The following is a 25,268-nucleotide window of genomic DNA, read 5'->3' as shown; positions in this document are numbered from 1 at the left end:
ATCCACGCCCATGAATTTCACCAAAATACTGACCCCACTGGCCATCATCGTTTTCACCGTCGGGGCTTGGCAGGCCTTTCAATGGGCGGGCATTGCCCTGGCTGTAGGGGGGGTGGTCATGTGGATCCTGCTGCACTTCACACGCATGGTCACCATCCTGAAAAAAGCCGCCAACCGACCCATCGGCCATGTGGCCAGCGCCGTGATGCTCAACGCCAAACTGAAAAAAGGCGTCACCTTGATGCATGTCATCGCCATGACACGCTCGCTGGGTGCGCTGCAAACCGAAAAAGACGCCCAACCCGAGGTTTACCGCTGGACCGATGCTGGCCAGTCACGTGTGGACTGCACCTTTGTCGGTGGCAAATTGACCGAATGGTCACTGGAGCGCCCCGCTTCTGAGGGCAGCGAAGCCACCACACCAGACAGCGCAAGCCCTGCCCTCGACTGAGCCCGGGTGGCGCCAGCGCCAGCCCCCCCGGACGCGAGACCTTAAAATCTCCTTTTTGTATTGTTGACTGCCCCCTTCTTTAAAGGACACTTTCATGAGCGTTGTCATTCCTTCGATGTCAGACCGTGACGGCAAAATCTGGATGGACGGCCAGATGGTCGATTGGCGCGATGCCAAGATCCATGTGCTGAGCCACACCCTGCACTACGGCTGCGGCGCTTTTGAAGGCGTGCGCGCTTACAAAACCGAGCAAGGCACCGCCATCTTCCGCCTGGCCGAGCACACCGAGCGCCTGTTCAACAGCGCCAAGATCTTGCGCATGGCCATCCCCTTCACACAGGCCCAAGTGAACGACGCCCAGCGCGCCGTGGTGCGTGAAAACAAGCTCGAAAGCGGCTACATCCGCCCCTTGACCTGGATCGGCGACAAAAAGCTGGGCGTCAGCCCCAAGGGCAACACCATCCACCTAATGGTGGCCGCCTGGACCTGGGGTGCCTATTTGGGCGAAGAAGGCATGAAGCGCGGCATCCGCGTCAAGACCAGCAGCTACACCCGCCACCACGTCAACATCACCATGACGCAGGCCAAGGCGGTGAGCAACTACACCAACAGCATTTTGGCCAACATGGAAGTGACCGACGAGGGTTACGACGAAGCCCTGTTGCTGGACACTTCGGGCTTTGTGTCTGAAGGCGCAGGCGAGAACATTTTTGTGGTCAAGAATGGCGTGATCTACACCCCCGACTTGTCGGCTGGTGCCCTGAACGGCATCACCCGCAACACGGTGTTCCACATCGCCAAAGACCTGGGTCTGGAGATCGTGCAAAAGCGCATCACCCGCGACGAGATCTACATCGCCGATGAAGCCTTCTTCACCGGCACCGCCGCTGAAGTCACGCCCATCCGCGAACTCGACCGCATCCAGCTGGGCGCGGGCAGCCGTGGCCCGGTGACCGAGAAAATCCAGACCGCGTTCTTTGACATCGTCAACGGCCGCAACCCCAAATACGCCCACTGGCTGACATTGGTTTGAGGAGCCCAAGAGCATGAGCACCCAAGCTGTTGAATTGCTGGCCACCGACCTGAACCCCCAGGGCGGTGTGTTTTGCCCCAGCCCCAAAGCCGACATGAAAATCTGGAACAGCCACCCCAAGGTCTACCTGGATGTGGCCAAAACCGGTGAAGCCAAGTGCCCTTATTGCGGCACCGTTTACAAACTGAAAGCGGGCGAGGTGGTGGGCCACCACCACTGAGCAACCGGTGCCGCCATCAGGCGATGGCCAGACAAATCACGGCGAACACTCAGGTGTTCGCCGTTTTGCTTTGGGGCAAGCTCACCTCGAAGCAGGCACCACCACCGGGCCGGTCTGTGCACTGCACCCGACCGCCATGGCGCTTGGCAATCGATTGGACCAGTGACAGCCCCAAGCCCACGCCGCCCACGCGTTCGCTGGCACCGGGCAGGCGGAAAAAAGGCTCGAATATCCGCTCGCGGTATTCAGGGGGTACGCCCGGGCCATGGTCACAAACGGTGATGCGAACCGTCGAACCCTGCTGAGTCAAGCTCAGGGCAATGCCCCTTTCCTCTGGCGCTGACTGTCCGCTCGCCCCGTAACGCCGGGCGTTCTCCAACAGGTTGCGCACCAGACGCCGCAGCAGCTTGGCCACCCCCGGCACCTCCAGCTGCGGCTGACCTGGCGGCACTTCCAAAGTCGCCCCCACCCGCGCACACTCCTCGGCACACAGCCCCACCAGATCCACGGCCTCCACGGTGCCAATATCGGCTTCCTGGGCATCCAGGCGACTGGCCAGCAAGATCTCGTCGATCAGCTGGTCCAGCTCGGCCATGTTGCGCAAAATTTCAGCCCGGCTGCGGGCCTGCGCGGATGCATCGGCTGTGGCGCTGCCCATCAACTCCAGCCCCATGCGGATGCGGGCCAGCGGCGAGCGCAACTCGTGCGAAGCATTGGCCAGCAATGACTTTTGTGACGCCATGAGACCTTCGATGCGCTCGGCCGCCGCATTGAAGCGCTTGGACAGGTCGGCCACCTCGTCGTCGCCCTGCACCGGCACGCGCACCGACAAATCGCCCTCACCCCAACGCTGCACACCACGCTGCAGACCTTCCAGCCGCTGCGTGAGCCTGCGCACCACCGGGTAAAGCCCCATCGCCACCGCCAGGCCAATCAGGCCCAGCATCCAGAAAAACCCCGAAGGCTTGGCCCACCAGGGCATGTCCTTGCGCAGGTGAGGGGGTAAATGGGGTGGCAAATGGGATGAAAAAGGCCCCGCACCTCCGGGCACAAAGCCTGGCATGCCCGGCATGGCCTGCGGGCGGTCCCGCTCCCCACTGCGCTCCCCGTTGCGCTGCACTTGCAGCTGGAGTTGCTGCCCATCGGGCAAGGTCAGATCAAACGCCAACGGTGCACCCGGCCCGGCCCGGGTGGTGCTGGCCAGCACCTCACCTTGGGCGTTCAATACCACCCACTCGCGCGGCGTGGGCGGGGCCGCATGGTGCTCGACCGTGGCGCGCCAGGCCCAGCCCACCACCAGCATCAACAGCGTCACCACCAGCACCACGGCCAACCAGATGCGCAGGTACAGGTGGCGTGACCAGTAGCGCGAGAAGCTGCGAATGGGCATGGGCCGCTCAGTCTTGTTGGCGGGCAAACACATAGCCCACACCGCGCACCGTCAGAATGCGTTGCGGCGCTTTGGGGTCCGCCTCGATGGCGGCGCGGATGCGGCCCATGTGCACATCGATCGAGCGGTCAAAGGCTTCCAGCTCCCTGCCTCGCACAGCCTCCATGATCTGGTCACGCATGAGCACGCGCCCCGCACGTTCGGCCAAGGCCACCAGCAGGTCGTATTGGTAAGAAGTCAGATCACACGCCTGGCCCTTGACACTGACGCGCCGTGCATCGCGGTCGATCTCGAGCGAACCGAATTGCATCAGCTGTTGGGCGTTGTCAGGGGCGCTGTTTTGGCGGCGCAAGATGGCCTTGATGCGGGCCAGCAACTCGCGGGGCTCAAAGGGCTTGGGCAGGTAATCGTCAGCGCCCATTTCCAGGCCAATGATGCGGTCCATCGGATCGCCTTTGGCCGTGAGCATGAGCACCGGCACTTGAGCCAGGCTGCCGGGCAAGGCGCGGATGCGTTGACACACCTGCAAACCATCCATGTCGGGCAGCATCAGGTCCAGGATCACCAGATCGACACTTGCGCTTTGCAATCGGGCCAGACCACTCTGCGCATCGGGCGCATGGGCCACAGCAAACCCGTTTTGCCCCAGATAGTCCACCACCATGCCCGCCAGACGGGCATCGTCTTCGATCATCAAGAGTTGTTGCATGGGGGAATCATCGCCTTTTTGCAAGCCTTGAACGTGTCGGTTGTGTAAATCTGGGTAAATCCGAGGGGTGCCCATTTCTTTGTCATCCCGACTTCCTGCGCTTTGTCATCCCGACCTCCCACTCTTTGTCATCCCGGCCTCCGAGCCGGGATCCATCTCCCCGGGAACTTGAAACATGGACCCCGGGTCAAGCCCGGGGTGACAGTCTGGGGCATAAACCCCGGGTCAAGTCCGGAGTGACGCTTAAGGGGCAAAGACGCCGGGTCAGGCTTGGGGTAGCGACCTTGGGGGTGGCGGGTTTTTCGCGTGCACACGTGAGGCCAGCATCACCAGCAACAACACCGGCACACCCAACCAGGCCGTGGCTGTGAAGAAGCTGGCGTAGCCGTGGGCATCCACAAACTCCCCCGAAAACCCGGCAATGAACTTGGGCAGCAGCAGCATCATGGAGCTGAGCAGCGCGTATTGCGTGGCCGAATAACTGATGTTGGTGAGCGAGGACAAATAGGCGATGAAGGCCGCAGACGCAATGCCGCTGGCCAGGTTGTCGGCCGAAATCACCCACACCAGCGCCTGCACATCGTGGCCCACGCCGCTGAGCCAGACAAACAGCAAATTGGTGAGCGCACTCAAGAGCGCCCCCAACATGAGCACACGCATGACGCCCAGCCGTGCCGCCAACAAGCCGCCCACAAACGCCCCCACCAAAGTCATGATGACGCCGTAGACCTTGGTCACGCTGGCCACCTCGCTTTTGGTGAAACCCATGTCCACATAAAACGGGTTGGCCATGATGCCCATGACCACGTCGCTGATGCGGTAAACCGCGATCAGCGCCAACACCAGCACCGCCTGCCAGCGGTAGCGCAGCCAGAAATCGGCAAAGGGCTCGATCACCGCGCCCCGCAGCCACTCGGCCACATTGCGCGCTGGCGCAAAGGGCGCGGGCACCGGCTCGGGCGAGGCCAGCACCACCCACATGCCCGGCAACATGCTCAGCGCCATCACCAAATAAGCAGCTTGCCAGGCCGCTTGAGAGTAGCCCGAAGCTTGGTCGCCTTGCGCCCAGGCAGCCACCCACAACACGCCCGCTCCGGCCCAGATCATGGCCAGACGGTATCCTGTCTGGTAGCTGGCAGCCAAAGCGGCTTGGGCATTCACCTCGGCCGACTCGATGCGGTAGGCGTCCAGCGCAATGTCTTGTGTGGCCGAAGCAATGGCCACCGCCAAAGCGCAGGCCACCAAGGGGCCGAGCAGCTGCGAGGGGTCATTGAGCGCCATGCCCACCAGCCCCAACGCAATGACCAGCTGCGACAGCAGCAACCAGCTGCGCCTGCGCCCCAATTGGCGTGTGAGCCAGGGAATGGGCATGCGGTCCACCAGTGGGGCCCACATCCATTTCACGCCATAGGCCAAACCCACCCAGCTGAGGTAACCAATGGTGCTGCGGTCAATGCCCGCCTCACGCAGCCGAAAACTGAGCGTGCCCAGCACCAGCAACAGCGGCAAACCCGCAGCAAAGCCCAGCGCCAGCATGCGCAAACTGGCGGGTTGCAAATACAGGCGCAACGCCTCGCGCCAGGTGCGCACGGTGCTTGGTGGGGCGTTTTCGGGAGGGGGTGCGGTTTCGGCCATGCGCCCATTATCGACCGACCCGACAGCGCTTCATGCACCTTGAAGTCGGCCAAGTCGCTATCATTTGCCAATCATGTGCTTACTCTGCGACCTCAAAAACCCTGCCGCCGATCCCGCCCTCACCGCATCGGCAAGCGCTGCGCCGCGCTGGCATGCCCGGCGCGCCTTTTTGTTGGCGGCCGGGGCCTCGGCCGCTGGATCGGCTTTGGCACAGGTGGACGTGGGCTCGTCCTCGGGTTTGCGCAAACTGGTGCCGGCCGAAACGCTGGAAACCTCAGCCCGGCAGCAATACGCGCAGGTGCTGGCAGATGCCCGCGCCAAAGGTGCCCTGGCCCCCGACGGCCACCCGCAACTGCAGCGCTTGCACACCATTGCGCAAAAGCTCATTCCGCATACGGCGTCCTGGAACCCACGTTCGCGTGACTGGAAGTGGCAAGTCAACCTGATTGGCAGCAAGCAAATCAACGCCTGGTGCATGCCTGGCGGCAAGATTGCTTTTTACACCGGCATCCTCGACCAGCTGAAACTCAACGACGACGAAGTGGCCATGATCATGGGGCATGAAATGGCGCACGCCCTGCGCGAACACGCACGCGAACGTCTGGCCAAAAGCCAGGCCACCAGCATCGGTCTGTCCATTGCTTCTCAACTGCTGGGTTTGGGCTCTTTGGGCGATGTGGCGGCCAACCTGGGCACACAATTGCTCACCCTGAAGTACAGCCGCGACGACGAAACCGAATCTGACCTGGTGGGCCTGGAAATCGCCGCACGCGGCGGCTATCGCCCCGAAGCCAGCGTGAGCCTGTGGCAAAAAATGCAAGCCGCCAGTGGCAACGGCAGCCCCTCATTCCTGTCCACGCACCCCAGTGGTGCCAACCGGATTCAGGAACTCGAAGCCAACTTGCCCAAAGTCCAACACCTGTACGAACAAGCACGCAGGGGCTGAAACAGCCCTGGTTGCCAAGCACACGGCCCCCCAAAGGTGACCTGTCACGCTTGTCTATTGTCATGCCCGACCTGATCGGGCATCCATCCCCTCAACGGTCGTGCACGTAAGGGTTGGTTTGCCGCTCACGCCCAAACGTGCTTTCGGGGCCATGCCCAGGAATGAACACCGTGTCATTGCCCATAGGCCACAAACGCTCGGTGATGCTGGCAATCAAATCGTCGTGATTGCCTTGCGGAAAATCGGTGCGGCCAATGCTGCCCGCAAACAGCACATCGCCCACAAACGCACGCTTGATCTCGGGCGAATAAAACACCACATGGCCCGGTGTGTGGCCTGGGCAATGGCGCACCTGCAAGGTGTGCGCCCCCAAAGTGACGGTATCGCCATCAGCCAGCCAGCGCGTGGGCTTGAACACACGCGCTGGCGGAAACCCGTAGGCCGCCGCCGCCGCAGGCAAACCATCAATCCAGAACTGGTCTGCCGGATGCGGTCCGATGATGGGCAGGCCACCCAAGCGCTCGGCCAACTCGGCCGTACCTGAAGCATGGTCCACATGGCCGTGGGTGATCCAGATCTGCTCCAGCTTCAAGCCCAAACGCTGGATGGCCGCCAACAACACATCCAGATCACCACCCGGGTCCACCACCGCCGCCTGCAGGGTCTGGTCGTCCCAGATCAAGGAGCAGTTTTGCTGGAAGGGCGTGACGGGAATGGTTTGGTATTTCAACATTCGCAAATTATAGGAAGCCCCTACACAAGTCACAGCGCCCGCACAATTACGGCGCCCCAAACACGCACCGTTAAGGCAACTCGGTGTTTGGGGTAACCGTGCCATGGCCTGGCGCACCGAGAAGGCGTCGGATCAAGATCAGCCACACAGGATCACGCAAAGCATCGGTAAGCCTGAGCCTCGAAACAGCCAACCTTTGCACTGGCGTCAATGTGTTGTTCATGCGGTTTGCGCTTGTTGTATGGCCTGAATGTCCAGCTGGATTTGCGTGCGGATTTCACTCAGGATGGGCTGTAAGTGCAAGCTATGGGCCCGCCACCAGCAAATGCCACTGATGACCAAGGTGCTAGCGGGCAGCGCGAACAAAACCCACGGGTGAGGCGCATCCTGCAGCGGCAAAACACTCCACAGCAGCAAAGCCACGCCGCCAAACACCACCGCCAACAACAGCGCCAGTGCACTCAGGCCGTACATCATCCATCGGTTTTTGAGTGTGCGCAGATAGCGGGCGCTCAATTCACTGGCCAAGTCTGCATACGCTTGCGCATGCGACTTGAGCAAGTCCGGCGGCAGTAACAGCAGTTTCAGCAGCGTGGACATCAGGACTGGCGTGAGCACACGAAACAGGAAACTGCAAGGGCAGCCAAGCCACCCGTGCCCACCGCGAAAATGTTCGCGCTCATCGACGAAATTTTTTCCGGTGCCGTTTTTTGATTTGACATAAAAGCCTTTTGAATGAAGCCGAGCCATGCAGAGGCCCACTTTAGAAGATCAAACAAACAGGCGTCTGTGGTTTGGCACACCTACGGCAGGTCTGTGAGTCAGAGCACAGACAGGCGGACCAATGGCATTCAAGATAAAACTCAGTTGAGGCTGATCAGGCTGCGCCTTGACTCGTTCAACTTTCACCCAACTGAGGATTCATCATGATCCGTCAAACATCGCTGGCCGCCATGGCCGCTTCCCTGGTTCTTTTGGCTGCATCGGGTTGCGCGGTGACGCGTGGGCAAGAAACGGTTGGGGCTTACATCGACGATGCGGGCATCACGACCTTGGTGAAATCCCGTTTTTTTGAAGACAAAGACGTTGCAGGCACCTCGATCAGCGTGGAAACCCTCAACGGTACGGTGATGTTGTCAGGCTTTGCCAAAAACAGCCTGGAGCGCAACAAGGCCGAAACCATCGCCCGTGGTGTCAAGGGCGTCAAGTCGGTCAAGAACGAGATCGCCATCCGTCCATGAGGACAGTGGCGGTTTTCTGACCGTGTCCGTGCGCTGGTTCAAGCTTTTTGCAAAAAGGACGGACAGCGCATGGACTCGACCGGTGTACAGTCGCATCAGCCAGCGTTCCTCCCGTCTTGTGCATTTGCGCTGCAACGATTGTCTTTTTGCAAGCTTCGCCTCCCGGCTACCTGACCAAACAGGAAACCATCGCTGTCCTAGGCGTGGACGATTTGCGGATCCGTTCGCTGCTCGACAAAAACCAGTTCCACGACCCTCTGGACGAAGCCCTCAATCTGGGGATTTCTTCGGCCACCTGGCCCTTGTTTGGCTTGCTTTGGCCTTCAGGTCAGCGCATGGCCGAACGCATGGCTCAAAGGCCCGTGACGGATGAACGGATTCTGGAAATTGGTTGCGGCCTGGGTTTGTCAAGTCTGGTGGCGCATCGGCGCGGTGCCAATGTCACGGCCAGCGACTGCCACCCCTTGACCCATGCTTTTTTGGACGAAAACACCCGCCTCAACGGCTTGCCACGCATGGCTTACCGTCACGGTTTATGGGGCACGGCTGCGCTGCGTGAAGACGGCCTGCCCGTGCTGACCTTGGCACAGGATGCGAATGTCAGTGGCGTGTTTGATTTGATTGTGGGCAGCGACATCCTGTACGAACGCGACGATGAGGGGACACTGGCCAGCTTCATCAACAGCCATGCAGCGCAGCACTCGGAGATCTGGGTGGTGGACCCCAACCGGGGCAACCGGGCTGCCTTTCACAAACACATGGCGCGTGCGGGCTTTGCCATGCACGAGCACCTGCTGGACCAAGCCGCCACGCTGGATCAACCTGCATACAAAGGGCGCATGCTGACCTACACGCGCTAAGAAACAGATCCCGCATCAAGTCCAGGATGACACGCTCACACCACGATCCTGTCACACCGGACTAAATCCAAGGGCCCATGCTGGCAACGCCTTGGATCACAAACTCAAGTCGTAACCGATGGTGATCGGTGCGTGGTCTGAAAACTTTTCGCCTTTGTAGATGTGCTCGGTGCGGGCCTTCTCGGCCAAGGCTGGCGTGGCCAGGTGGTAGTCCAGTCGCCAACCCACGTTTTTCGCATAAGCCTGACCGCGGTTGCTCCACCAGGTGTAACAAGCGTCGGTGGTGTCGGGCTGCAGGCGGCGGTACACGTCCACCACGCCGCCTTCGGTGGTCAGCTGGGTCATCCAGGCACGCTCTTCGGGCAGGAAGCCGCTGTTCTTGAGGTTGCCCTTCCAGTTCTTGAGGTCGGCCTCCTTGTGCGCAATGTTCACGTCACTGCACACAATGAAATCGCGCTCGGCCTTGAGGGCCATCAGGTGCGGGTACATCTTTTCCAGAAAGCGGAACTTGGCCTCCTGCCGCTCAGGGCCCGACGAGCCGCTGGGGAAGTACACGCTGATGATGGACAGCTTGCGACCGGGCGTGTCGAAGCGCGTTTCCACATAACGGCCTTCGGCGTCGAACTCGCCGCCGTCAAAGCCGATGACCACATCGCTGGGCTCATGGCGGGTGTAGACGCCCACGCCCGAGTAACCCTTTTTCTCGGCAAAGTGGAAGTGGCCCTTCAGGCCCGCCAGCTCTTCAAACTTGCCCGCCACGTCAGGCGCCTGGGCTTTGACCTCCTGCACACAAATACAATCGGGTTTCTCTTGGGCCAGCCAGGCTTCGACCCCTTTGGTCGTGGCCGAACGGATGCCGTTGAGGTTGAGGCTGGTCAGTTTGAACAAGGATTTCCCCATGGTGACAGGACAGGCAAGCAGCGCCGACACACAGGCGCTGGCTCAGGAATTTGTGCAGTTTGCGGTCGATTCGGGCGTGCTGCGCTTTGGCGAATTCAAGACCAAAGCCGGGCGGATGAGCCCTTACTTCTTCAACGCCGGCCTGTTTGACGATGGCGCCAAGCTCGGACGACTGGCGCAATTCTATGCAAAAGCCCTGCTGGCCAGCGGCATCGAATTCGACATGATCTTTGGCCCTGCCTACAAGGGCATCCCGCTGGGCGCGGCCGTGGCCATCGAGCTGGCCCGCCTGGGCAAAAACGTGCCCTTTGCCTACAACCGCAAGGAGGCCAAGGATCACGGCGAAGGCGGCTCGCTGGTGGGCGCGCCGCTCAAGGGCCGGGTGCTGATCGTGGACGACGTGATGAGCGCAGGCACCGCTGCCCGTGAATCCATCGAACTGATCAAAGCCGCCGGGGCCACGCCCCACGCCATTGCGATTGCGCTCGACCGCCAGGAAATGGCCACCGAAAAGCAAGCCGATGGCTCGGTCAAAGACGTGGCCCACAGCGCTGTGCAGTATGTGCGGGGCACATTGGGCATGGGCGTGTGCTGCATCGCCCAGCTGTCTGACCTGTTGGCTTATTTGTCGGCGCAAAGCGGCAACGAGCTGGGTCTGCACCTGCCCAAGGTTCAGGCTTATCGTGACCGCTACGGGGTGTGACCCTGGTCGCCAAACCCGATGTCACCTGGCTGCGGCTGCGGCTGCGCGGGTTATCATGTGAAGCTATCGATTAAGTTTTCATAAAGTGAAATTTAAGCCCTTTGCCATGGCAGCCTGCTTGCTGCTGGTCTCTTCGATGCTGTTTGCAGCCCCTGACGACGAAGCGCAGGCAGGGCCCAAACGCGTGCCTGAAAAAATCAATTTGATTCAGCTGGGCGACCAGGTCAAAACCAGCATGAGCGAAAAGACCAATCAGATGTTGGGTCAGGCGATGACCTTGCTGGGTGTTCCCTACAAACGGGGAGGCAGCTCGGCCGACACGGGCTTTGACTGCAGCGGCTTTGTGCGTCACATCTATGAAACCTCAATCGGACGTTTGCTGCCTCGGCGTGCCGAAGAACAGGCCATGGCCACCGAAAAAATCGATCGCAGTGAACTCCATCCTGGTGATCTGGTGTTTTTCAACACTATGCGCCGCACCTTCAGCCATGTTGGCATTTACATCGGCGATGGCAAATTCATCCACGCACCCAGCGCGGGCAAGGCGGTGCACGTGGAAGACTTGAGAGCGGCTTACTGGACAAAGCGCTTCACCGGCGCACGGCGTGTCCAGGAGCCTGCGACCACCGACAACGTCAGCCGCTGATCGACACCCGCGCACACACAAAAACGCCACCGCAAAGGGTGGCGAACTTGAATTTGGTGCGGCTGGCGGGGATCGAACCCACGACCCTTGGCTTCGGAGGCCAATACTCTATCCACTGAGCTACAGCCGCACGCTGCATTGCGCATGGATTATCTCACGGCTTGCCTTTCTTCCTCGCGCTTGCAAGCTCGGCGAAGGGTGGGCGGCTATAATATTGGGTTGATTCCGGTCAATCCCAAGGCCCATCGGCCAAGCCCTACAAGAGGATTTCATGAGCGACAACAGCCACGATCAGCACGAAGCACACACCGGCCCGGTGAAAACGCCCAAGCAAATGCTTTTGCTGAGCCTTGCATCTTTCATCATTCCGGTGTTCATCATCATCGGCTTGGTGTTCTACGTCACATCGGCCAACAAACCCGCTGCCGGCGCTGTTGACACCGAAAAAGCCACCGCTCAGCGCATCCAAAAAATCGGCATGGTCGAGATTCGTGACGCCAACCGTCCCCTCAAGGCCGGCGAAGAAGTTTACAAAGCGCAGTGCGCAGCCTGCCACGCAGTGGGTGCAGCCGGTGCTCCCAAGTTCGCCGATGCCGCCGCCTGGGGCGCTCGCATCAAACAAGGCCTCGATACCTTGGTGACTTCTGCCCTCAAAGGCAAAGGGGCCATGGGTGCACAAGGTGGTGGCGATTTCAACGACGTGGAGATCGCACGCGCTGTGGTGTACTTGGCCAACAGTGCGGGTGGTAAGTTCGAAGAGCCCAAAGCACCCGCTGCCGAAGCAGAAAAAAAGTGATGGCCTGAGGCCTCCCAAAGAACCGACCTGAGGGTCGGTTTTTTTATGCCTGGCTGGATGGCATGGCGTTTTGCCCACTTTGTGGACTGATCACGAAACCAAAACGCGAGGGCAAGGTACTGGCCATGCATTCCTCAGGCGCCCAAAGGCCTTGCTCGATCGCCTCGGCCACCAAGCCGACGTCCCAGGTGTGCACCAGCCCCAAGCCCAATGGCGTGTGCAAATAGACGCGCCCGAGTTCATCGACCAGACAGGCCAGCGCCTGAGTTGCCTGACCGGTGTGGGCTGTCGGCTCAAAGCGCTCGTTCAAGCGCCACACATAGGGCGTGGTTTCCAGCTCCACATAGACCCTTTGTGGCCCATTTTGAAAATACCAACACCCATGGGCATCGACCTCGTAATTGCGGTGGATGAAGTCGATGAGTTTTTCATGTCGCAGCACGGAGCCCTTGGCACCGTCCACCCCGCTCTGGAACCCGCCCAACTGTTGAATGCGGTCATCCCGCATGAGCCATTGGCCCCGACTGTCCAACCCCAACCAGCCATAACAATCGGGCACGTTCGGCCATTTGGCCATGGCTTGGCGAACAATGTCATCCATGTGATCGCTCCTGCTTGAAGGCTTGCCCGGAGGCGGTCATCAACCAAGAGCCAACCGCATCCGGCAAACCGCGCACGTGGCTAGGCCAAGGTCCTTGGGCAAAACCCACGTGGCCACCCTGTTCGGGTTGCCAGAGCGTGACCGCATCTGACACATCCACGCGCTGCGGCAAGCTGCTTGCAGGCACAAAAGGGTCATTGCGTGCGTTCAATGCCAACGCCGGAATACGGATGTCTTTCATCAACGGTTTGGACGAAGCCCTTGACCAGTAATCGTCGGTGTTCTTGAAGCCATGCAAGGGTGCGGTGAACACATTGTCAAATTCGTACAAATCGCGGGCCGCTATGAGTTGTTGCCGGTCAAACAAACCCGGATGTTGCGCCAGCTTGGCCAATGCCTTGGGCTTCATGCTGCGCAAAAACATGCGGGTGTAAATCTGTCGGTTCAAACCTTGCCCAATGGCTTGACCGCTTTGCATCAAATCCAGGGGAGAGCAAATCGATGCAATCGCGTCCGCGCTTTGCGAGGCTGATGCCCCGTGTTCGGCAGCCCAGCGCATCAAGGCATTGCCCCCCAGCGACACGCCAGCCGCGACCATGGTTTGTCCGCCCTGCGTCCGGTGTTGCTGTCGCAATCGCCGCAGCATCCAATCGATTTCCTGATGATCGCCTGAATGGTAGGCACGCGGTCCGTGGTTGAGTTCACCACTGCAGCCCCTGAAATGCGGCAAGGCAAAGTTGAGGTCGTGTGACGCCGCCCAATCGGCAAAGGCCTGTGCGTAGTGGCTGTCGGATGAGCCTTCCAGTCCGTGAAACAGCACCACCATCGGCCTGTCCAGACGGCTTGCTGGCTGTCGATCAACGTCGATGAAATCGCCGTCCGGTGTCACCCAACGTTCGCGCACTTTGGGTAAAGGTGGTCCCCAGCGCCTTCGTGCATACAAAGCAGGCCAAATGGTTTGCGCATGCCCGCCCGGCAACCACGCTGGCGCTCTGTACTGCATCGGTTCAGTGCAAAACCGTGGGTTTGACGCCCACATCCGCCGGGTCATGGGCCGTACCGGGACTGGCATGGTGGGCCACCATGCGCCAGCCTTGCGGGGTTTTGTGATAAACATTGGTGGCCAAGACAAACGCCTGTTTTGCGCCTTGCGGGGTGATCACCTCCACACGCTCCACCAGGTGGTGAACAGCACTCGCCAACGAGACGATCTTGCGCACTCTTTCTGGATGCGCCTGCACACTGCCGTTGGCAAACATGCCCTCGAATGTGGCACGGATGGCACCCTGTCCGATCAAACGCGGGCCACCGGGGTGCACACACACGATGTCATCTTCTTCTGCCCAGCACGCCATGAGCTGTTCGATGTCGGCGTTGTGCAGCGCTTCGTAAAAGCTTTGCTCGATGTCGTCGGGTGACCCACCCACGATGGCGGCGTGCAGTTTGGCTCGTTTCATGATGGGTGAAGTCTACACGCCTGCACGGTGCAGCGGGACACAAAAAAACCCGGTCACAATGTGTGCCGGGTTTTTGAAAGTGTCTGCAAGGCTGCAGACACCCCGCTAGAAGCGCGTCTTATTTCTTGCGGTACTTGCGCAGCGCAGAAAGTTGAGCCGCCAAAACAGCCAACTCGGACTGGGCACGCGCCAGATCGATTTCGCTCTTGGCATTGCGCAAGGCCTCTTCCGCCAATTGCTTGGCGGCGTTGGCCTTTTCTTCGTCGAGGTCTTTGCCGCGGATCGCGGTGTCTGACAGCACGGTCACGCAGTCGGGCTGCACTTCCAGAATGCCACCGGCCACGAAAACGAATTCCTCGCCGCCGTCAGCCTTCTCGATGCGAACCGACCCGGCCTTGATGCGGGTGATCAGCGGGGTGTGGCGTGGGTAGATGCCCAGTTCGCCAGACTCGCCGGGCAAGGCCACAAACCGGGCTTCGCCCGAGTAGATGGACTCTTCGGCACTGACCACATCAACGTGGATGGTGTTCATGTTTACTCCTTAAAAAGGTGCGTTCAAGCGGGCTACGGGAGGGCTGCATCAGCCATCCCGTGGCGCTGCTTTAAGCTGCCTTTTTGGCCTTTTCGAAAGCTTCGTCGATGGTGCCGACCATGTAGAAAGCTTGCTCTGGCAGGTGATCGCACTCGCCAGCCACAATCATCTTGAAACCACGGATGGTTTCGGCCAAGGTGACGTACTTGCCGGGCGAGCCAGTGAACACTTCCGCCACGTGGAAAGGCTGCGACAGGAAACGCTGGATCTTGCGGGCACGGGCCACGGCCAGCTTGTCTTCAGGGGCCAGATCGTCCATGCCCATGATCGCGATGATATCGCGCAGTTCGCGGTAGCGCTGCAGAGTACCTTGCACGGCACGGGCGGTTTCGTAGTGGTCCTGACCCACAACCAAGGGGTCCAGCTGGCGGCTGGTGGAGTCCAGAGGATCCACGGCAGGGTAGATACCCAGCGAGGCGATGTCACGGGACAACACGACGGTGGAGTCCAAGTGAGCGAAGGTGGTCGCTGGCGAGGGGTCGGTCAAGTCGTCCGCTGGCACGTAAACGGCCTGGATCGAGGTGATCGAGCCGACTTTGGTCGACGTGATACGTTCTTGCAAACGGCCCATTTCTTCGGCCAAGGTTGGCTGGTAACCCACGGCAGAAGGCATACGGCCCAACAAGGCGGACACTTCGGTACCGGCCAAGGTGTAGCGGTAAATGTTGTCCACGAAGAACAGCACGTCTTTGCCTTCGTCACGGAAGGACTCAGCAATGGTCAGACCGGTCAAGGCGACGCGCAGACGGTTACCTGGTGGCTCGTTCATCTGGCCGTAGACCATGGCCACTTTGGATTCGGACAGGTTCTCGAGGTTCACCACGCCGGAGTCGGCCATCTCGTGGTAGAAGTCGTTGCCCTCACGGGTACGCTCACCCACACCTGCGAACACGGACAGACCCGAGTGCGCCTTGGCGATGTTGTTGATGAGTTCCATCATGTTCACGGTCTTGCCCACACCGGCACCACCGAACAAACCAACCTTACCGCCTTTGGCGAACGGGCACACCAAGTCAATCACCTTGATGCCGGTTTCCAGCAGCTCTTGGGATGGGCTCAGTTCGTCGTAAGCAGGGGCTTTACGGTGAATGGAGGAAGTGAGTTCCTGGCTGACAGGACCACGCTCGTCGATGGGCGCACCCAACACGTCCATGATGCGACCCAGTGTGGCCTTGCCCACAGGCACGGTGATCGGGTTGCCGGTGTTGGACACCATCAGACCGCGACGCAAGCCGTCAGAGGAACCGAGCGCAATGGTGCGCACGATGCCGTCGCCGAGCTGCTGCTGCACTTCCAGGGTCAGCGCAGAGCCTTCCATTTTGAGTGCGTCATAAACCTTGGGCATCTGGTTGCGTGGAAACTCCACGTCGACCACAGCGCCAATACACTGAACAATTTTTCCTTGGGCTTGCATTTTTCGCTCCAAATAATTTGAATTTGCAGAACTGGGAATCAACCGCTGATCGCGGCTGCGCCAGAGACGATTTCCGACAGTTCTTTGGTGATGGCGGCTTGGCGGGTCTTGTTGTAGACGAGTTTGAGTTCGCCAATCACATTGCCTGCGTTGTCCGTGGCGGCCTTCATGGCCACCATGCGCGCCGCATGCTCAGAAGCCATGTTTTCGGCCACGGCCTGGTAAGCCAGTGCTTCTGCGTAACGGACCAACAACTCGTCAATGACCGACTGCGCATCAGGCTCGTAGATGTAATCCCACCCGTGGACCACGGTACCTGCCGCCTTGGTGTCTGCTTCCATCTGGGTGGAAGACAAAGGCAGCAACTGGTCGATGGTGGGCACTTGCGCCATGGTGCTGACAAACTTGTTGTAGCACAGGTACACAGCGCTCACCTCGCCTGCGGCGTAAGCGTCGAGCAACACCTTGACGGGGCCAATCAGCTTGTCCAGGTGCGGTTTGTCGCCCAGATGGGTCACATGCGCCACCACTTTGGCATTGACGCGGTTCAGAAAACCCAAACCCTTGCCGCCAATGGCCACCGCCAAAGGCGTCTTGCCTTGGGCTTGTGTTTCACGCAATTGAACGGTCACAGCGCGCAACAGGTTGGTGTTCAAGCCACCGCACAGCCCTTTGTCTGTGGTCACCACAATGAAGCCCACCGACTTGCCGTCGTTTTGCTTCATGAAGGCGTGCACGTACTCAGGGTTGGCCTGCCCGAGATGAGTCGCAATCGTGCGAATCTTCTCGCTGTAAGGACGGGCCGTGCGCATACGCTCCTGCGCCTTGCGCATTTTGGAGACGGAAATCATCTCCATGGCCTTGGTGATCTTCTTGGTGTTTTCCACCGATTTGATCTTGGTGCGTAGTTCCTTGCCCGATGCCATCAGCGGCTCCTTTTGATCAGGTGGAAATTAAGCAAAGCTTTTCTTGAAAGCGGCCACGGCGGTGTTCAATTCGGCTTCTGCCTCTTTGTCCAGTGCTTTGGAGCTTTCGATCTTGGCCAGCAATGCAGCGCACGAATCCTTCAGGTAAGCGTGCAAGCCGTGCTCGAAGGCCAGGACTTTCTTGACATCGATGTCGTCCATGTAACCTTTGTTCACCGCAAACAAGCTGGCGCCCATCAGGCTGATGGACAAGGGGCTGTACTGGGCTTGCTTGAGCAACTCGGTCACGCGGGCACCACGGTCGAGCTGCTTGCGTGTGGACTCGTCCAGATCGGAAGCGAACTGCGCGAACGCAGCCAATTCACGGTACTGGGCCAAGTCGGTACGGATACCGCCAGACTGGCCTTTGATGACCTTGGTCTGAGCCGAGCTACCCACGCGGGACACCGAGATACCGGCGTTGATCGCAGGGCGGATACCGGCGTTGAACAGGCTGGTTTCGAGGAAGATCTGACCGTCGGTGATCGAAATCACGTTGGTGGGCACGAAAGCGGACACGTCACCGGCTTGGGTTTCGATGATGGGCAGAGCCGTCAAGGAACCTGTTTTGCCTTTGACAGCGCCTTTGGTGAAGGCTTCCACATAGTCGGCGTTCACGCGGGCTGCGCGCTCGAGCAGACGGCTGTGCAAATAGAACACGTCGCCAGGGTAGGCTTCACGGCCTGGTGGGCGGCGCAGCAGCAGCGACACTTGACGGTAAGCCACGGCTTGCTTGGACAGATCGTCATAAACGATCAGCGCGTCTTCGCCACGGTCACGGAAGTATTCACCCATGGTGCAGCCAGAATAGGCCGACACGTACTGCATGGCAGCAGATTCAGAGGCGGAAGCGGCCACAACGATGGTGTACTCCATCGCGCCGGCTTGTTCCAGAGCGCGCACCACGTTCTTGATCGACGAGGCTTTTTGGCCAATCGCGACGTAAACGCAGGTCATGTTCTGACCTTTTTGGTTGATGATGGCGTCGATCGCGACGGCGGTCTTGCCGGTCTGGCGGTCGCCAATGATCAATTCGCGCTGGCCACGGCCCACGGGCACCATGGAGTCGATCGACTTCAGGCCGGTTTGCATGGGCTGGTCGACCGATTTACGTGCGATCACGCCTGGGGCGACTTTTTCGATCACGTCGGTCATCTTGGCGTTGATCGGGCCTTTGCCATCAATCGGCTGACCCAGGGCGTTCACCACGCGGCCAATCAGCTCAGGGCCGACGGGCACTTCCAGAATGCGGCCGGTGCACTTGACCGTGTCGCCTTCGGAGATGTGCTCGTATTCACCCAAAATCACAGCACCGACCGAGTCACGCTCGAGGTTCAGGGCCAGACCGTAAGTGGCGGCACCTTCTGCAGTGGCCGGGAATTCGAGCATCTCGCCCTGCATCACATCGGACAGGCCGTGCACACGAACGATACCGTCGGTCACGGACACCACGGTGCCCTGGTTGCGGATATCGGCGCTGGCGGACAGCCCTTCAATGCGGCTCTTGATCAGTTCAGAAATTTCTGCGGGATTGAGTTGCATGACTCTTTCCTTCTTTCTTTAAATATGTCCGGTCTCAATCCGCATCAAGCGGTGAGGGCCGATTTCATTTGTTCCAGTCGGGCCTTGACGGAGGTATCGAGCACCTCGTCGCCCACCACCACACGAATGCCACCGATCAGGGCGGCATCGAGCTCGACGCTCACGTTGAGCTTGCGCGCAAAGCGTTTTTCGAGCGTGGACGACAAATCAGCCAAAGCCGAAGCGTCGATGGGGAATGCGCTGTAAACCACCGCATCAGCGGTGCCACCTTGCGCATTCATGAGGGCGCGGTACTGCTGTGCAACCACAGGCAACGCACTGAGACGGCGGTTTTCGATCACCAGGCGCAGGAAGTTCTTGCCAGCCTCGGGCAGTGCTGTGCGCACCACACCGGAGATCAGGTCAAACGCCTGCTCATCGGACACTTTGGGGCTGTCGATGAACTGCTGCAGCTGCGCGTTGTCGGCAACAGCAGCGAGTTCATCCAGCCAAGCGGCCGTGCCAGCAAGATCGGATGCCTGCGCCTTGAACAGCGCTTCGGCATAAGGGCGGGCGATGGTAGCAAGTTCTGCCATGGTCTTCTCTGGCTGGAGCTTTTTACAGCTCGGTCTTGAGGCGGCTCAGCAGATCAGCGTGGACACCAGCGTTGACTTCCTTGCGGAGAATCTGCTCGGCGCCTTTGACGGCCAGGGCAGCGACTTGCTCACGCAGAGCTTCGCGGGCCTTGACTGACTGCTGCTCGGCTTCAGCCTTGGCAGCGGCGATGATCTTGTTGCCTTCTTCGGTGGCTCGTGCCTTGGCTTCATCAATGATGCCATTGGCGCGGCGCTCGGCATCAGCCAGGCGCGAAGCCGTCTCGTTGCGCGACTTGGCCAACTCGGACTCGACACGCGCATTGGCGTTGGCGAGTTCGGACTTGGCTTTGTCTGCAGCAGCGAGGCCGTCAGCGATTTTCTGTGCCCGTTCATCGAGCGCTTTTGTGATCGGGGGCCACACGAATTTCATCGTGAACCACACCAGAATCGCAAAAACGATCATCTGAATGAACAGAGTAGCGTTAATGTTCACGGTTCAGTCCTTCTTCTGTTGGAAGAGGTACGTGGATTACTTCAGAACGAAGGGGTTGGCGAAGGCGAACAGCAAAGCGATGGCCACACCGATCAGGAACGCAGCGTCGATCAGACCCGCCAAGATGAACATCTTGGTTTGGAGTTCGTTCATCAGTTCAGGTTGACGAGCCGAAGACTCGAGGAATTTGCCGCCCATCAAAGCGATACCGATGGAAGCGCCGATAGCACCCAGACCAACGATCAAACCACATGCCAATGCCACCAGGCCGAGAATGTTTTCCATGAGAAGCTCCTAAAAGTTAGTGGAAAAAAGAAACAGGAAACGAGAGAAAAAGTGTCATCAATGTGCGTCGTGCGCTTGACCTGTGTAGATCAGCGTCAACATCATAAAGATGAAGGCTTGCAAGGTGATGACCAGGATGTGGAACAAAGTCCACACGGTACCGGCGATGACGTGGCCAATGGCCAGACCAACGCCTGTTGCCGACAATGCCCAGCCGCCACCCATGAGGGCAATCAACATGAACACCAACTCACCCGCAAACATGTTGCCAAACAGTCGCATGCCATGCGAAACCGTCTTGGCCAAATATTCAATCATCTGCATCAGGAAGTTAATCGGATACAGAGCCCAATGATCGCCGAAGGGGGCAGCAATCAGCTCGTGCGCCCAGCCGCCCAGACCTTTGATCTTGATGTTGTAAACCAGGCAGATGAACAGCACAGAGCAAGACAAACCCAATGTGGTGGACAAGTCGGCCGTGGGCACCACGCGCATGTAGTCCTTGAAACCCATGGCCGGGCCAGCAGCGTGCCATGCAGCAGGAATCAGGTCCACTGGCAACATATCCATCGCGTTCATCAGGAAGATCCAGACGAACACAGTCAATGCCAAAGGAGAGATGAGTTTGCGGCTCTTGGCGTTGTGGATCACGCCCTTGGCCTGGTTCTCGACCATTTCAGACAGGATCTCAACGGCAGCCTGAAAGCGGCCGGGCACGCCCGAGGTCGCTTTGCGGGCAGCAGCCCACAACACGATGCAACCGATCACGCCCAGAATCAGGGAAAAGAAAACCGAATCGAGGTTGAACAGACTGAAGTCAACGATGTTGGTTTGCTTGACGCCTTCAAATGAGAAATTCATTTGCAGGTGTTGCAAGTGATGCTGGATGTACTCTCCAGCCGTTGGGGCGTGTGCGCCAGCGTTTTCAGCAGCCATAAATCACCAATCAGTTCAAAAAATAGTCGGTTTCGATTTGCGTTGCATCCAGCCCAGCGCCATGGCCAGCCAATACACCTTCATCGTCACCACAAAGCCGGCCACCAAGGCAAACCAGCTCAGGTCTGAAATCACTTTGGGCGCCACCAAAAGCAGCGCCACGGTCAAGACAACCTTGACCAACTCCCAAACAAACAAACCCACCAAGGCAGAGCCCGGTTGGGTTCGCCGCATTTGCCGGCTCAAAGCCCTGACAAACACCACGGCGGGAATCACCACCGCCACCGAACCCCAGGCCGCCGAAGCCGCCAGATGCCACTGGCCGCTGATCAGCCCTGTGAACAGCGCCAGCACGGCACCGACCCCCACCTGCAACAGCAACACACGCCAAGGCGATGCCTGTGGGTTGTTTTGCCGCCAGGCCTGCGCCTCTTCGGCGCTCAGGGGCTTGAAATCGGGTTCGGAACCTTCATCTGCAGCATCTGTCGTGTCACTGGGCATACCCGTTTTCAGGGATGAGGCGATTTTGGTCATCTCAAATTACACCGGGGTTACGTACACGGCGAACACTGCAAAGCCTCTGATTATACGTAGAAACCCGTGCGCGCCCACTTTTTTTGATCCAGATCCAATTGCCCCACGCCCAACACGGCCAAGACCAACAGCGACAATCGCCCAGCAAGCCCATGGGGCCTGCGCTTTTCACGCTGTAGATCGGTAGAAATATGTACGAATGGTTTAAATTTTTCCATCTGGCCGCCGCCATCGTCTGGCTTGGCGGCATGGCCCTGGTCATTCTGGTTCTGCGCCCCGTGGTGATCGCCCAAATGGCCCCACCGGAGCGTCTGACTTTGATGTGCAGCGTCTTGAAACGGTTTTTTGCCATGGTCTGGGGCTCGGTGGCCCTGATTCTGGCCACTGGTTTCTGGATGCTGTCGATGACCGACATGGCCCTCGCCCCCAAGGGCTGGCATGCCATGTCAGGCTTGGGCCTCCTGATGTGCCTGATTTTTGCGCACATCTGGTTCGCCCCATTTCGCCGGCTGAAAGCGGCCGTGGCGGCCTCCGACTGGCCTGCGGCAGGCAATGCCCTGGGCCGGATTCACCCTTTGGTCATGACCAACTTTGCATTCGGCTGGCTGGCGGTGTTGGCCGTCGTCGTCTGGCGTTAAGCTTGTAAGCCCAACGGAACATCTCATGAGCGCCTCCATCACCCCACCCCAGGGCATCGACCCACGCAAAGACACCTTGATCGAGTACCCCTCGGTTTTTCCGATCAAGGTCATGGGCGCCATGGTTGACGGCTTTGCCGAGGCCATGTGCCAGGTCGCCCTGCAATTCGACCCTGGCTTTGACGCCAGCACCATCGAGCTGCGGCCCAGCAAAGGCGGCAACTACCTGGGCGTGACGCTCAGCATCACGGCCACCAGCCGCGAGCAGCTCGACGACCTGTACCGGGCCCTGACCTCGCACCCGATGGTCAAAATCGTGCTTTGAGCATGGACATCCGGTTGCTCGGACGGGTGGACTACCTGCCCACCTACGAGGCCATGCAGGCCTTCACAGCGGCTCGCACGCCCGAGACGCCCGACGCGCTGTGGCTGTGCGAACACCCGCCGGTGTTCACACAAGGGCTGGCGGGCCAGGCCTCGCACCTGCTCATGCCCGGCGACATTCCGGTGGTGCCCACCAACCGGGGCGGACAGGTCACTTACCACGGACCCGGTCAGGTCATGGCCTACCCCTTGGTCAACCTGCAACGCGCCGGCTACTACGTCAAGGAATACGTTTTCAAGCTCGAAGAATCGGTTATCCGGACCCTGGCACACTTCGGCGTCACAGGTCACCGGGTGGCGGGCGCCCCCGGCATTTACGTGCGTCTGGACGACCCCTTCAGCCATGCGGCGCTGGTGGGGCCGGCACCCGCTGATGACCCCTTCAAAGGCCTGGGCAAGATCAGCGCTTTGGGCATCAAGGTCAGCCGCCATTGCACCTACCACGGTGCCGCACTCAATGTGGCGATGGACCTGGAGCCCTTTGACCGCATCAACCCCTGTGGTTATGCCGGATTGAAAACCGTGGACCTTTCTACAATCGGCGTAGAAACCACCTGGAACGAAGCCGCCCAAGTGCTGGCCCAGCAACTGGCCGCCCGTTTATGAACCCCCGACTGCCGACCCCCTTGGGCGGCAGCGACCGAAAGAAAACCATGAGCAACACCCCCGCCGAACGCCACGTGGTCCGCGAAGCCCAAAGCGTTGAAAACTACGACCCCATGGCCAAGCAAAAAGCCGCGGCCAAACTCTCGCGCATCCCGGTCAAGGTGGAAGCGGGCGAAGTGCTGAAAAAGCCCGAATGGATTCGCGTGAAGGCGGGCTCACCCACCACCCGCTTTTACGAAATCAAGGACGTGCTGCGCGCCAACAAACTGGTGACCGTGTGCGAAGAAGCCAGCTGCCCCAACATCGGCGAATGCTTTGGCAAGGGCACGGCCACCTTCATGATCATGGGCGACAAGTGCACACGCCGCTGCCCGTTTTGCGATGTGGGCCATGGCCGACCCGACCCGCTGGATGTGAACGAACCCGACAACCTGGCCCGGACCATCGCGCAGCTCAAATTGCAATACGTGGTCATCACCAGCGTGGACCGCGACGACCTGCGCGACGGCGGTGCCGGGCACTTTGTGGAGTGCATTCGCAAAACCCGCGAACTCTCGCCCACCACCCAGATCGAGGTGCTGGTGCCCGACTTCCGGGGCCGCGACGACCGCGCCCTCGACATCCTGAAAGCTGCGCCGCCCGATGTGATGAACCACAACCTGGAAACCGTGCCGCGCCTGTACAAGGAAGCACGCCCCGGCTCGGATTACCAGTTCTCGTTGAACCTGCTGAAAAAATTCAAGGCGCTGTTTCCGAACGTGCCCACCAAGAGTGGCCTGATGGTGGGCCTGGGCGAAACCGACGAAGAGATTCTGGACGTCATGCGCGACATGCGCGCCCACAACATCGAGATGCTCACCATTGGCCAATACCTGGCCCCCAGCAACAGCCACCTGCCCGTGCGCCGCTACGTGCACCCCGACACCTTCAAGATGTTCGAGGCCAAGGCCTACGAAATGGGTTTTTCGCACGCGGCTGTGGGTGCCATGGTCAGATCCAGTTACCACGCCGATCAGCAGGCGCATTCGGCGCATCTGAGTCTGGCCGAGAAGTCCTGAGCAAGCCACCACCCACACGTTTTCACTCAAGGCCGTCATGACCGATCACACCCCAGAAAGCACTCCCTACACCCCACCCAGAATCTGGACCTGGAACAAAGCCAACGGTGGGCGTTTCGCCAACATCAACCGCCCCATTGCAGGCCCCACGCACGAGCAGGAACTCCCACGCGGCAAGCATCCTCTGCAGCTGTACTCCTTGGGCACGCCCAATGGCGTCAAGGTCACGATCATGCTCGAAGAATTGCTGGCCCTGGGGCATGCGGGCGCCGAATACGATGCCTGGTTGATCCGCATTCAGGAAGGTCAACAGTTCAGCAGCGGCTTTGTGAATGTCAACCCGAACTCCAAGATCCCGGCGCTGCTCGATTGCAGCGGTGAAAAACCGATCCGCGTGTTCGAGTCAGGGTCCATCCTGTTGTACCTGGCGGAGAAGTTTGGCGCCTTGGTGCCCACCGATCCGGCCCAACGTGCCGAATGCCTGTCCTGGCTGTTCTGGCAAATGGGCAGCGCGCCCTATCTGGGCGGAGGCTTTGGCCACTTTTATGCCTATGCACCCGTGAAAATCGAATACGCCATCGACCGCTTTGCGATGGAGGTCAAGCGGGAAATGGATGTGTTGAACCGGCGTTTGGCCGAGAGCCGATTCATCGCAGGCGACGACTACACCATCGCCGATATCGCCATCTGGCCCTGGTATGGCGGCATGGCCAAGGGCACCATGTACGAGGCGGGCGAGTTCCTGCAGGTGCACGAATACGAACACGTCATCCGCTGGGCTGACGAGTTGGCGCAACGCCCTGCGGTGCAACGTGGGCGCATGGTTAACCGGGTCATCGGGGCACCCGAAAGCCAATTGCACGAACGCCATGACGCCAGCGATTTCGACACACGCACCCAGGACAAGCTGCGCAAGACATGAGCC

The 25,268-nt window shown here is 59.7% G+C and carries 32 protein-coding genes and 1 tRNA gene; 14 read left to right on the top strand and 19 right to left on the bottom strand.

The window, feature by feature from the left end; all coding sequences use genetic code 11:
* The first annotated feature begins 10 nt into the window (after nt 1-10).
* From B9Z34_RS11215 to B9Z34_RS11205, 3 genes are all read left to right on the top strand, one after another.
* The gene (locus B9Z34_RS11215; RefSeq protein ID WP_108428201.1) at nt 11-451 is read left to right on the top strand and encodes a glycerate kinase; all 441 of its coding nucleotides are present in this window, start codon (nt 11-13) and stop codon (nt 449-451) included.
* Nucleotides 452-545: 94 nt separating this feature from the next.
* Nucleotides 546-1,484, top strand: a complete 939-nt coding sequence (locus B9Z34_RS11210) for a branched-chain amino acid transaminase (RefSeq protein WP_108428200.1) — start codon at nt 546-548, stop codon at nt 1,482-1,484.
* Nucleotides 1,485-1,497: 13 nt separating this feature from the next.
* Nucleotides 1,498-1,704: a zinc-finger domain-containing protein gene (locus tag B9Z34_RS11205; protein WP_108428199.1), complete on the top strand. Its 207-nt coding sequence runs from the start codon at nt 1,498-1,500 to the stop codon at nt 1,702-1,704.
* Nucleotides 1,705-1,753: 49 nt separating this feature from the next.
* Here B9Z34_RS11205 and B9Z34_RS11200 read toward each other — a convergent pair whose 3' ends face one another.
* From B9Z34_RS11200 to B9Z34_RS11190, 3 genes are all read right to left on the bottom strand, one after another.
* Nucleotides 1,754-3,094 (bottom strand): HAMP domain-containing sensor histidine kinase, encoded by a 1,341-nt coding sequence (locus B9Z34_RS11200; RefSeq protein ID WP_108428279.1) that lies wholly within the window; start codon nt 3,092-3,094, stop codon nt 1,754-1,756.
* Between the two features lie 7 nt (nt 3,095-3,101).
* The gene (locus B9Z34_RS11195) at nt 3,102-3,803 is read right to left on the bottom strand and encodes a response regulator (RefSeq protein ID WP_108428278.1); all 702 of its coding nucleotides are present in this window, start codon (nt 3,801-3,803) and stop codon (nt 3,102-3,104) included.
* Between the two features lie 264 nt (nt 3,804-4,067).
* Nucleotides 4,068-5,438 (bottom strand): MFS transporter, encoded by a 1,371-nt coding sequence (locus tag B9Z34_RS11190; protein ID WP_108428198.1) that lies wholly within the window; start codon nt 5,436-5,438, stop codon nt 4,068-4,070.
* A 73-nt stretch (nt 5,439-5,511) separates the two neighbouring features.
* On the opposite strand from B9Z34_RS11190, the gene B9Z34_RS11185 reads away from it, so the two are divergent.
* Entirely contained in the window at nt 5,512-6,384 is an 873-nt protein-coding gene (locus tag B9Z34_RS11185; protein ID WP_108428197.1) for a M48 family metallopeptidase, read from the top strand.
* Between the two features lie 91 nt (nt 6,385-6,475).
* Here the strand turns inward: B9Z34_RS11185 and B9Z34_RS11180 are convergent, their stop codons facing one another.
* The gene (locus B9Z34_RS11180) at nt 6,476-7,117 is read right to left on the bottom strand and encodes an MBL fold metallo-hydrolase (RefSeq protein WP_108428196.1); all 642 of its coding nucleotides are present in this window, start codon (nt 7,115-7,117) and stop codon (nt 6,476-6,478) included.
* Nucleotides 7,118-7,336: 219 nt separating this feature from the next.
* Nucleotides 7,337-7,717 carry a hypothetical protein gene (locus B9Z34_RS11175; RefSeq protein WP_146179653.1) on the bottom strand — a complete coding sequence of 127 codons (381 nt, stop codon included), beginning with the start codon at nt 7,715-7,717 and terminating at the stop codon, nt 7,337-7,339.
* Nucleotides 7,718-8,043: 326 nt separating this feature from the next.
* Here B9Z34_RS11175 and B9Z34_RS11170 point away from each other — a divergent pair, with 326 nt between their 5' ends.
* Both B9Z34_RS11170 and B9Z34_RS11165 read left to right on the top strand, forming a co-directional pair.
* Nucleotides 8,044-8,358: a BON domain-containing protein gene (locus tag B9Z34_RS11170; RefSeq protein ID WP_108428194.1), complete on the top strand. Its 315-nt coding sequence runs from the start codon at nt 8,044-8,046 to the stop codon at nt 8,356-8,358.
* Nucleotides 8,359-8,504: 146 nt separating this feature from the next.
* Nucleotides 8,505-9,218 carry a methyltransferase gene (locus tag B9Z34_RS11165; protein ID WP_108428193.1) on the top strand — a complete coding sequence of 238 codons (714 nt, stop codon included), beginning with the start codon at nt 8,505-8,507 and terminating at the stop codon, nt 9,216-9,218.
* A 96-nt stretch (nt 9,219-9,314) separates the two neighbouring features.
* On the opposite strand, the gene B9Z34_RS11160 is transcribed toward B9Z34_RS11165, so the two are convergent.
* Nucleotides 9,315-10,106, bottom strand: a complete 792-nt coding sequence (locus B9Z34_RS11160; RefSeq protein WP_108428277.1) for an exodeoxyribonuclease III — start codon at nt 10,104-10,106, stop codon at nt 9,315-9,317.
* Between the two features lie 10 nt (nt 10,107-10,116).
* Between B9Z34_RS11160 and pyrE the strand changes: the two genes are divergently transcribed.
* Together pyrE and B9Z34_RS11150 are read left to right on the top strand one after the other, a co-directional pair.
* Nucleotides 10,117-10,821 carry an orotate phosphoribosyltransferase gene (pyrE, locus tag B9Z34_RS11155; protein ID WP_108428192.1) on the top strand — a complete coding sequence of 235 codons (705 nt, stop codon included), beginning with the start codon at nt 10,117-10,119 and terminating at the stop codon, nt 10,819-10,821.
* A gap of 106 nt (nt 10,822-10,927) precedes the next feature.
* Nucleotides 10,928-11,467: a C40 family peptidase gene (locus B9Z34_RS11150; protein ID WP_108428191.1), complete on the top strand. Its 540-nt coding sequence runs from the start codon at nt 10,928-10,930 to the stop codon at nt 11,465-11,467.
* A gap of 54 nt (nt 11,468-11,521) precedes the next feature.
* Here B9Z34_RS11150 and B9Z34_RS11145 read toward each other — a convergent pair.
* A tRNA-Arg gene (locus B9Z34_RS11145) sits at nt 11,522-11,597 on the bottom strand.
* A 141-nt stretch (nt 11,598-11,738) separates the two neighbouring features.
* On the opposite strand from B9Z34_RS11145, the gene B9Z34_RS11140 reads away from it, so the two are divergent.
* Nucleotides 11,739-12,263, top strand: coding sequence for a cytochrome c5 family protein (locus B9Z34_RS11140; RefSeq protein ID WP_108428190.1), 525 nt, complete (start codon nt 11,739-11,741; stop codon nt 12,261-12,263).
* A gap of 43 nt (nt 12,264-12,306) precedes the next feature.
* Here B9Z34_RS11140 and B9Z34_RS11135 read toward each other — a convergent pair whose 3' ends face one another.
* From B9Z34_RS11135 to B9Z34_RS11080, 12 genes are all read right to left on the bottom strand, one after another.
* Entirely contained in the window at nt 12,307-12,864 is a 558-nt protein-coding gene (locus B9Z34_RS11135) for a DUF2946 family protein (RefSeq protein WP_108428189.1), read from the bottom strand.
* Nucleotides 12,857-13,867: a YheT family hydrolase gene (locus tag B9Z34_RS11130; RefSeq protein WP_108428188.1), complete on the bottom strand. Its 1,011-nt coding sequence runs from the start codon at nt 13,865-13,867 to the stop codon at nt 12,857-12,859. Before B9Z34_RS11130 ends, B9Z34_RS11135 begins: the two co-directional genes overlap by 8 nt.
* 4 nt (nt 13,868-13,871) lie before the next feature.
* On the bottom strand, nt 13,872-14,321 hold the full coding sequence (locus tag B9Z34_RS11125) for a nuclear transport factor 2 family protein (RefSeq protein WP_108428187.1): 450 nt from the start codon (nt 14,319-14,321) through the stop codon (nt 13,872-13,874).
* A gap of 118 nt (nt 14,322-14,439) precedes the next feature.
* Nucleotides 14,440-14,853, bottom strand: coding sequence for a F0F1 ATP synthase subunit epsilon (locus tag B9Z34_RS11120; RefSeq protein ID WP_108428186.1), 414 nt, complete (start codon nt 14,851-14,853; stop codon nt 14,440-14,442).
* A gap of 70 nt (nt 14,854-14,923) precedes the next feature.
* On the bottom strand, nt 14,924-16,327 hold the full coding sequence (gene atpD, locus B9Z34_RS11115) for a F0F1 ATP synthase subunit beta (RefSeq protein ID WP_108428185.1): 1,404 nt from the start codon (nt 16,325-16,327) through the stop codon (nt 14,924-14,926).
* Nucleotides 16,328-16,365: 38 nt separating this feature from the next.
* Nucleotides 16,366-17,253: a F0F1 ATP synthase subunit gamma gene (atpG, locus tag B9Z34_RS11110; protein ID WP_108428184.1), complete on the bottom strand. Its 888-nt coding sequence runs from the start codon at nt 17,251-17,253 to the stop codon at nt 16,366-16,368.
* A 27-nt stretch (nt 17,254-17,280) separates the two neighbouring features.
* A complete protein-coding gene (atpA, locus tag B9Z34_RS11105) occupies nt 17,281-18,834 on the bottom strand; it encodes a F0F1 ATP synthase subunit alpha (RefSeq protein WP_108428183.1) in 1,554 nt (517 codons plus the stop codon).
* 44 nt (nt 18,835-18,878) lie between these two features.
* Nucleotides 18,879-19,409, bottom strand: a complete 531-nt coding sequence (locus B9Z34_RS11100) for a F0F1 ATP synthase subunit delta (RefSeq protein WP_108428182.1) — start codon at nt 19,407-19,409, stop codon at nt 18,879-18,881.
* A gap of 22 nt (nt 19,410-19,431) precedes the next feature.
* Complete coding sequence (locus B9Z34_RS11095) at nt 19,432-19,902, bottom strand: F0F1 ATP synthase subunit B (RefSeq protein ID WP_108428181.1); 471 nt, start codon at nt 19,900-19,902, stop codon at nt 19,432-19,434.
* Nucleotides 19,903-19,938: 36 nt separating this feature from the next.
* On the bottom strand, nt 19,939-20,187 hold the full coding sequence (gene atpE / locus B9Z34_RS11090; RefSeq protein ID WP_019429175.1) for a F0F1 ATP synthase subunit C: 249 nt from the start codon (nt 20,185-20,187) through the stop codon (nt 19,939-19,941).
* 57 nt (nt 20,188-20,244) lie between these two features.
* Nucleotides 20,245-21,123: a F0F1 ATP synthase subunit A gene (gene atpB, locus B9Z34_RS11085; RefSeq protein ID WP_108428180.1), complete on the bottom strand. Its 879-nt coding sequence runs from the start codon at nt 21,121-21,123 to the stop codon at nt 20,245-20,247.
* Nucleotides 21,124-21,138: 15 nt separating this feature from the next.
* A complete protein-coding gene (locus B9Z34_RS11080; protein ID WP_199220117.1) occupies nt 21,139-21,657 on the bottom strand; it encodes an ATP synthase subunit I in 519 nt (172 codons plus the stop codon).
* 191 nt (nt 21,658-21,848) lie between these two features.
* On the opposite strand from B9Z34_RS11080, the gene B9Z34_RS11075 reads away from it, so the two are divergent.
* Genes B9Z34_RS11075 through yghU form a run of 5 tightly spaced genes read left to right on the top strand, consistent with a single transcriptional unit; the run spans nt 21,849 to nt 25,265 of the window.
* On the top strand, nt 21,849-22,295 hold the full coding sequence (locus tag B9Z34_RS11075; RefSeq protein WP_108428179.1) for a CopD family protein: 447 nt from the start codon (nt 21,849-21,851) through the stop codon (nt 22,293-22,295).
* Nucleotides 22,296-22,320: 25 nt separating this feature from the next.
* Complete coding sequence (locus tag B9Z34_RS11070) at nt 22,321-22,620, top strand: DUF493 family protein (protein ID WP_108428178.1); 300 nt, start codon at nt 22,321-22,323, stop codon at nt 22,618-22,620.
* Between the two features lie 2 nt (nt 22,621-22,622).
* On the top strand, nt 22,623-23,285 hold the full coding sequence (lipB, locus tag B9Z34_RS11065; protein WP_199220116.1) for a lipoyl(octanoyl) transferase LipB: 663 nt from the start codon (nt 22,623-22,625) through the stop codon (nt 23,283-23,285).
* 47 nt (nt 23,286-23,332) lie between these two features.
* Nucleotides 23,333-24,343 carry a lipoyl synthase gene (lipA, locus tag B9Z34_RS11060; protein ID WP_108428275.1) on the top strand — a complete coding sequence of 337 codons (1,011 nt, stop codon included), beginning with the start codon at nt 23,333-23,335 and terminating at the stop codon, nt 24,341-24,343.
* A 37-nt stretch (nt 24,344-24,380) separates the two neighbouring features.
* Complete coding sequence (yghU, locus tag B9Z34_RS11055) at nt 24,381-25,265, top strand: glutathione-dependent disulfide-bond oxidoreductase (protein ID WP_108428176.1); 885 nt, start codon at nt 24,381-24,383, stop codon at nt 25,263-25,265.
* Nucleotides 25,266-25,268: the final 3 nt, after the last annotated feature.

This window comes from Limnohabitans sp. Hippo3, from assembly GCF_003063665.1.
GTDB lineage: Bacteria > Pseudomonadota > Gammaproteobacteria > Burkholderiales > Burkholderiaceae_C > Limnohabitans_A.
This window is presented reverse-complemented; position numbering and strand designations above follow the sequence as displayed.

What these genes read in the sequence shown, in the direction of transcription:
- B9Z34_RS11130 (WP_108428188.1), bottom strand. Translation starts at nt 13,867, where the DNA reads ATGCAGTACAGAGCGCCAGCGTGGTTGCCGGGCGGGCATGCGCAAACC.
- atpE (WP_019429175.1), bottom strand. Translation starts at nt 20,187, where the DNA reads ATGGAAAACATTCTCGGCCTGGTGGCATTGGCATGTGGTTTGATCGTT.
- B9Z34_RS11135 (WP_108428189.1), bottom strand. Translation starts at nt 12,864, where the DNA reads ATGGATGACATTGTTCGCCAAGCCATGGCCAAATGGCCGAACGTGCCC.
- B9Z34_RS11100 (WP_108428182.1), bottom strand. Translation starts at nt 19,409, where the DNA reads ATGGCAGAACTTGCTACCATCGCCCGCCCTTATGCCGAAGCGCTGTTC.
- B9Z34_RS11200 (WP_108428279.1), bottom strand. Translation starts at nt 3,094, where the DNA reads ATGCCCATTCGCAGCTTCTCGCGCTACTGGTCACGCCACCTGTACCTG.
- B9Z34_RS11205 (WP_108428199.1), top strand. Translation starts at nt 1,498, where the DNA reads ATGAGCACCCAAGCTGTTGAATTGCTGGCCACCGACCTGAACCCCCAG.
- atpG (WP_108428184.1), bottom strand. Translation starts at nt 17,253, where the DNA reads ATGGCATCGGGCAAGGAACTACGCACCAAGATCAAATCGGTGGAAAAC.
- B9Z34_RS11125 (WP_108428187.1), bottom strand. Translation starts at nt 14,321, where the DNA reads ATGAAACGAGCCAAACTGCACGCCGCCATCGTGGGTGGGTCACCCGAC.
- B9Z34_RS11185 (WP_108428197.1), top strand. Translation starts at nt 5,512, where the DNA reads ATGTGCTTACTCTGCGACCTCAAAAACCCTGCCGCCGATCCCGCCCTC.
- B9Z34_RS11210 (WP_108428200.1), top strand. Translation starts at nt 546, where the DNA reads ATGAGCGTTGTCATTCCTTCGATGTCAGACCGTGACGGCAAAATCTGG.
- B9Z34_RS11215 (WP_108428201.1), top strand. Translation starts at nt 11, where the DNA reads ATGAATTTCACCAAAATACTGACCCCACTGGCCATCATCGTTTTCACC.
- B9Z34_RS11070 (WP_108428178.1), top strand. Translation starts at nt 22,321, where the DNA reads ATGAGCGCCTCCATCACCCCACCCCAGGGCATCGACCCACGCAAAGAC.
- B9Z34_RS11140 (WP_108428190.1), top strand. Translation starts at nt 11,739, where the DNA reads ATGAGCGACAACAGCCACGATCAGCACGAAGCACACACCGGCCCGGTG.
- lipA (WP_108428275.1), top strand. Translation starts at nt 23,333, where the DNA reads ATGAGCAACACCCCCGCCGAACGCCACGTGGTCCGCGAAGCCCAAAGC.
- atpA (WP_108428183.1), bottom strand. Translation starts at nt 18,834, where the DNA reads ATGCAACTCAATCCCGCAGAAATTTCTGAACTGATCAAGAGCCGCATT.
- B9Z34_RS11195 (WP_108428278.1), bottom strand. Translation starts at nt 3,803, where the DNA reads ATGCAACAACTCTTGATGATCGAAGACGATGCCCGTCTGGCGGGCATG.
- B9Z34_RS11080 (WP_199220117.1), bottom strand. Translation starts at nt 21,657, where the DNA reads ATGACCAAAATCGCCTCATCCCTGAAAACGGGTATGCCCAGTGACACG.
- B9Z34_RS11150 (WP_108428191.1), top strand. Translation starts at nt 10,928, where the DNA reads ATGGCAGCCTGCTTGCTGCTGGTCTCTTCGATGCTGTTTGCAGCCCCT.
- atpD (WP_108428185.1), bottom strand. Translation starts at nt 16,327, where the DNA reads ATGCAAGCCCAAGGAAAAATTGTTCAGTGTATTGGCGCTGTGGTCGAC.
- B9Z34_RS11175 (WP_146179653.1), bottom strand. Translation starts at nt 7,717, where the DNA reads ATGTCCACGCTGCTGAAACTGCTGTTACTGCCGCCGGACTTGCTCAAG.
- atpB (WP_108428180.1), bottom strand. Translation starts at nt 21,123, where the DNA reads ATGGCTGCTGAAAACGCTGGCGCACACGCCCCAACGGCTGGAGAGTAC.
- yghU (WP_108428176.1), top strand. Translation starts at nt 24,381, where the DNA reads ATGACCGATCACACCCCAGAAAGCACTCCCTACACCCCACCCAGAATC.
- B9Z34_RS11075 (WP_108428179.1), top strand. Translation starts at nt 21,849, where the DNA reads ATGTACGAATGGTTTAAATTTTTCCATCTGGCCGCCGCCATCGTCTGG.
- B9Z34_RS11120 (WP_108428186.1), bottom strand. Translation starts at nt 14,853, where the DNA reads ATGAACACCATCCACGTTGATGTGGTCAGTGCCGAAGAGTCCATCTAC.
- B9Z34_RS11180 (WP_108428196.1), bottom strand. Translation starts at nt 7,117, where the DNA reads ATGTTGAAATACCAAACCATTCCCGTCACGCCCTTCCAGCAAAACTGC.
- B9Z34_RS11170 (WP_108428194.1), top strand. Translation starts at nt 8,044, where the DNA reads ATGATCCGTCAAACATCGCTGGCCGCCATGGCCGCTTCCCTGGTTCTT.
- lipB (WP_199220116.1), top strand. Translation starts at nt 22,623, where the DNA reads ATGGACATCCGGTTGCTCGGACGGGTGGACTACCTGCCCACCTACGAG.
- pyrE (WP_108428192.1), top strand. Translation starts at nt 10,117, where the DNA reads ATGGTGACAGGACAGGCAAGCAGCGCCGACACACAGGCGCTGGCTCAG.
- B9Z34_RS11190 (WP_108428198.1), bottom strand. Translation starts at nt 5,438, where the DNA reads ATGGCCGAAACCGCACCCCCTCCCGAAAACGCCCCACCAAGCACCGTG.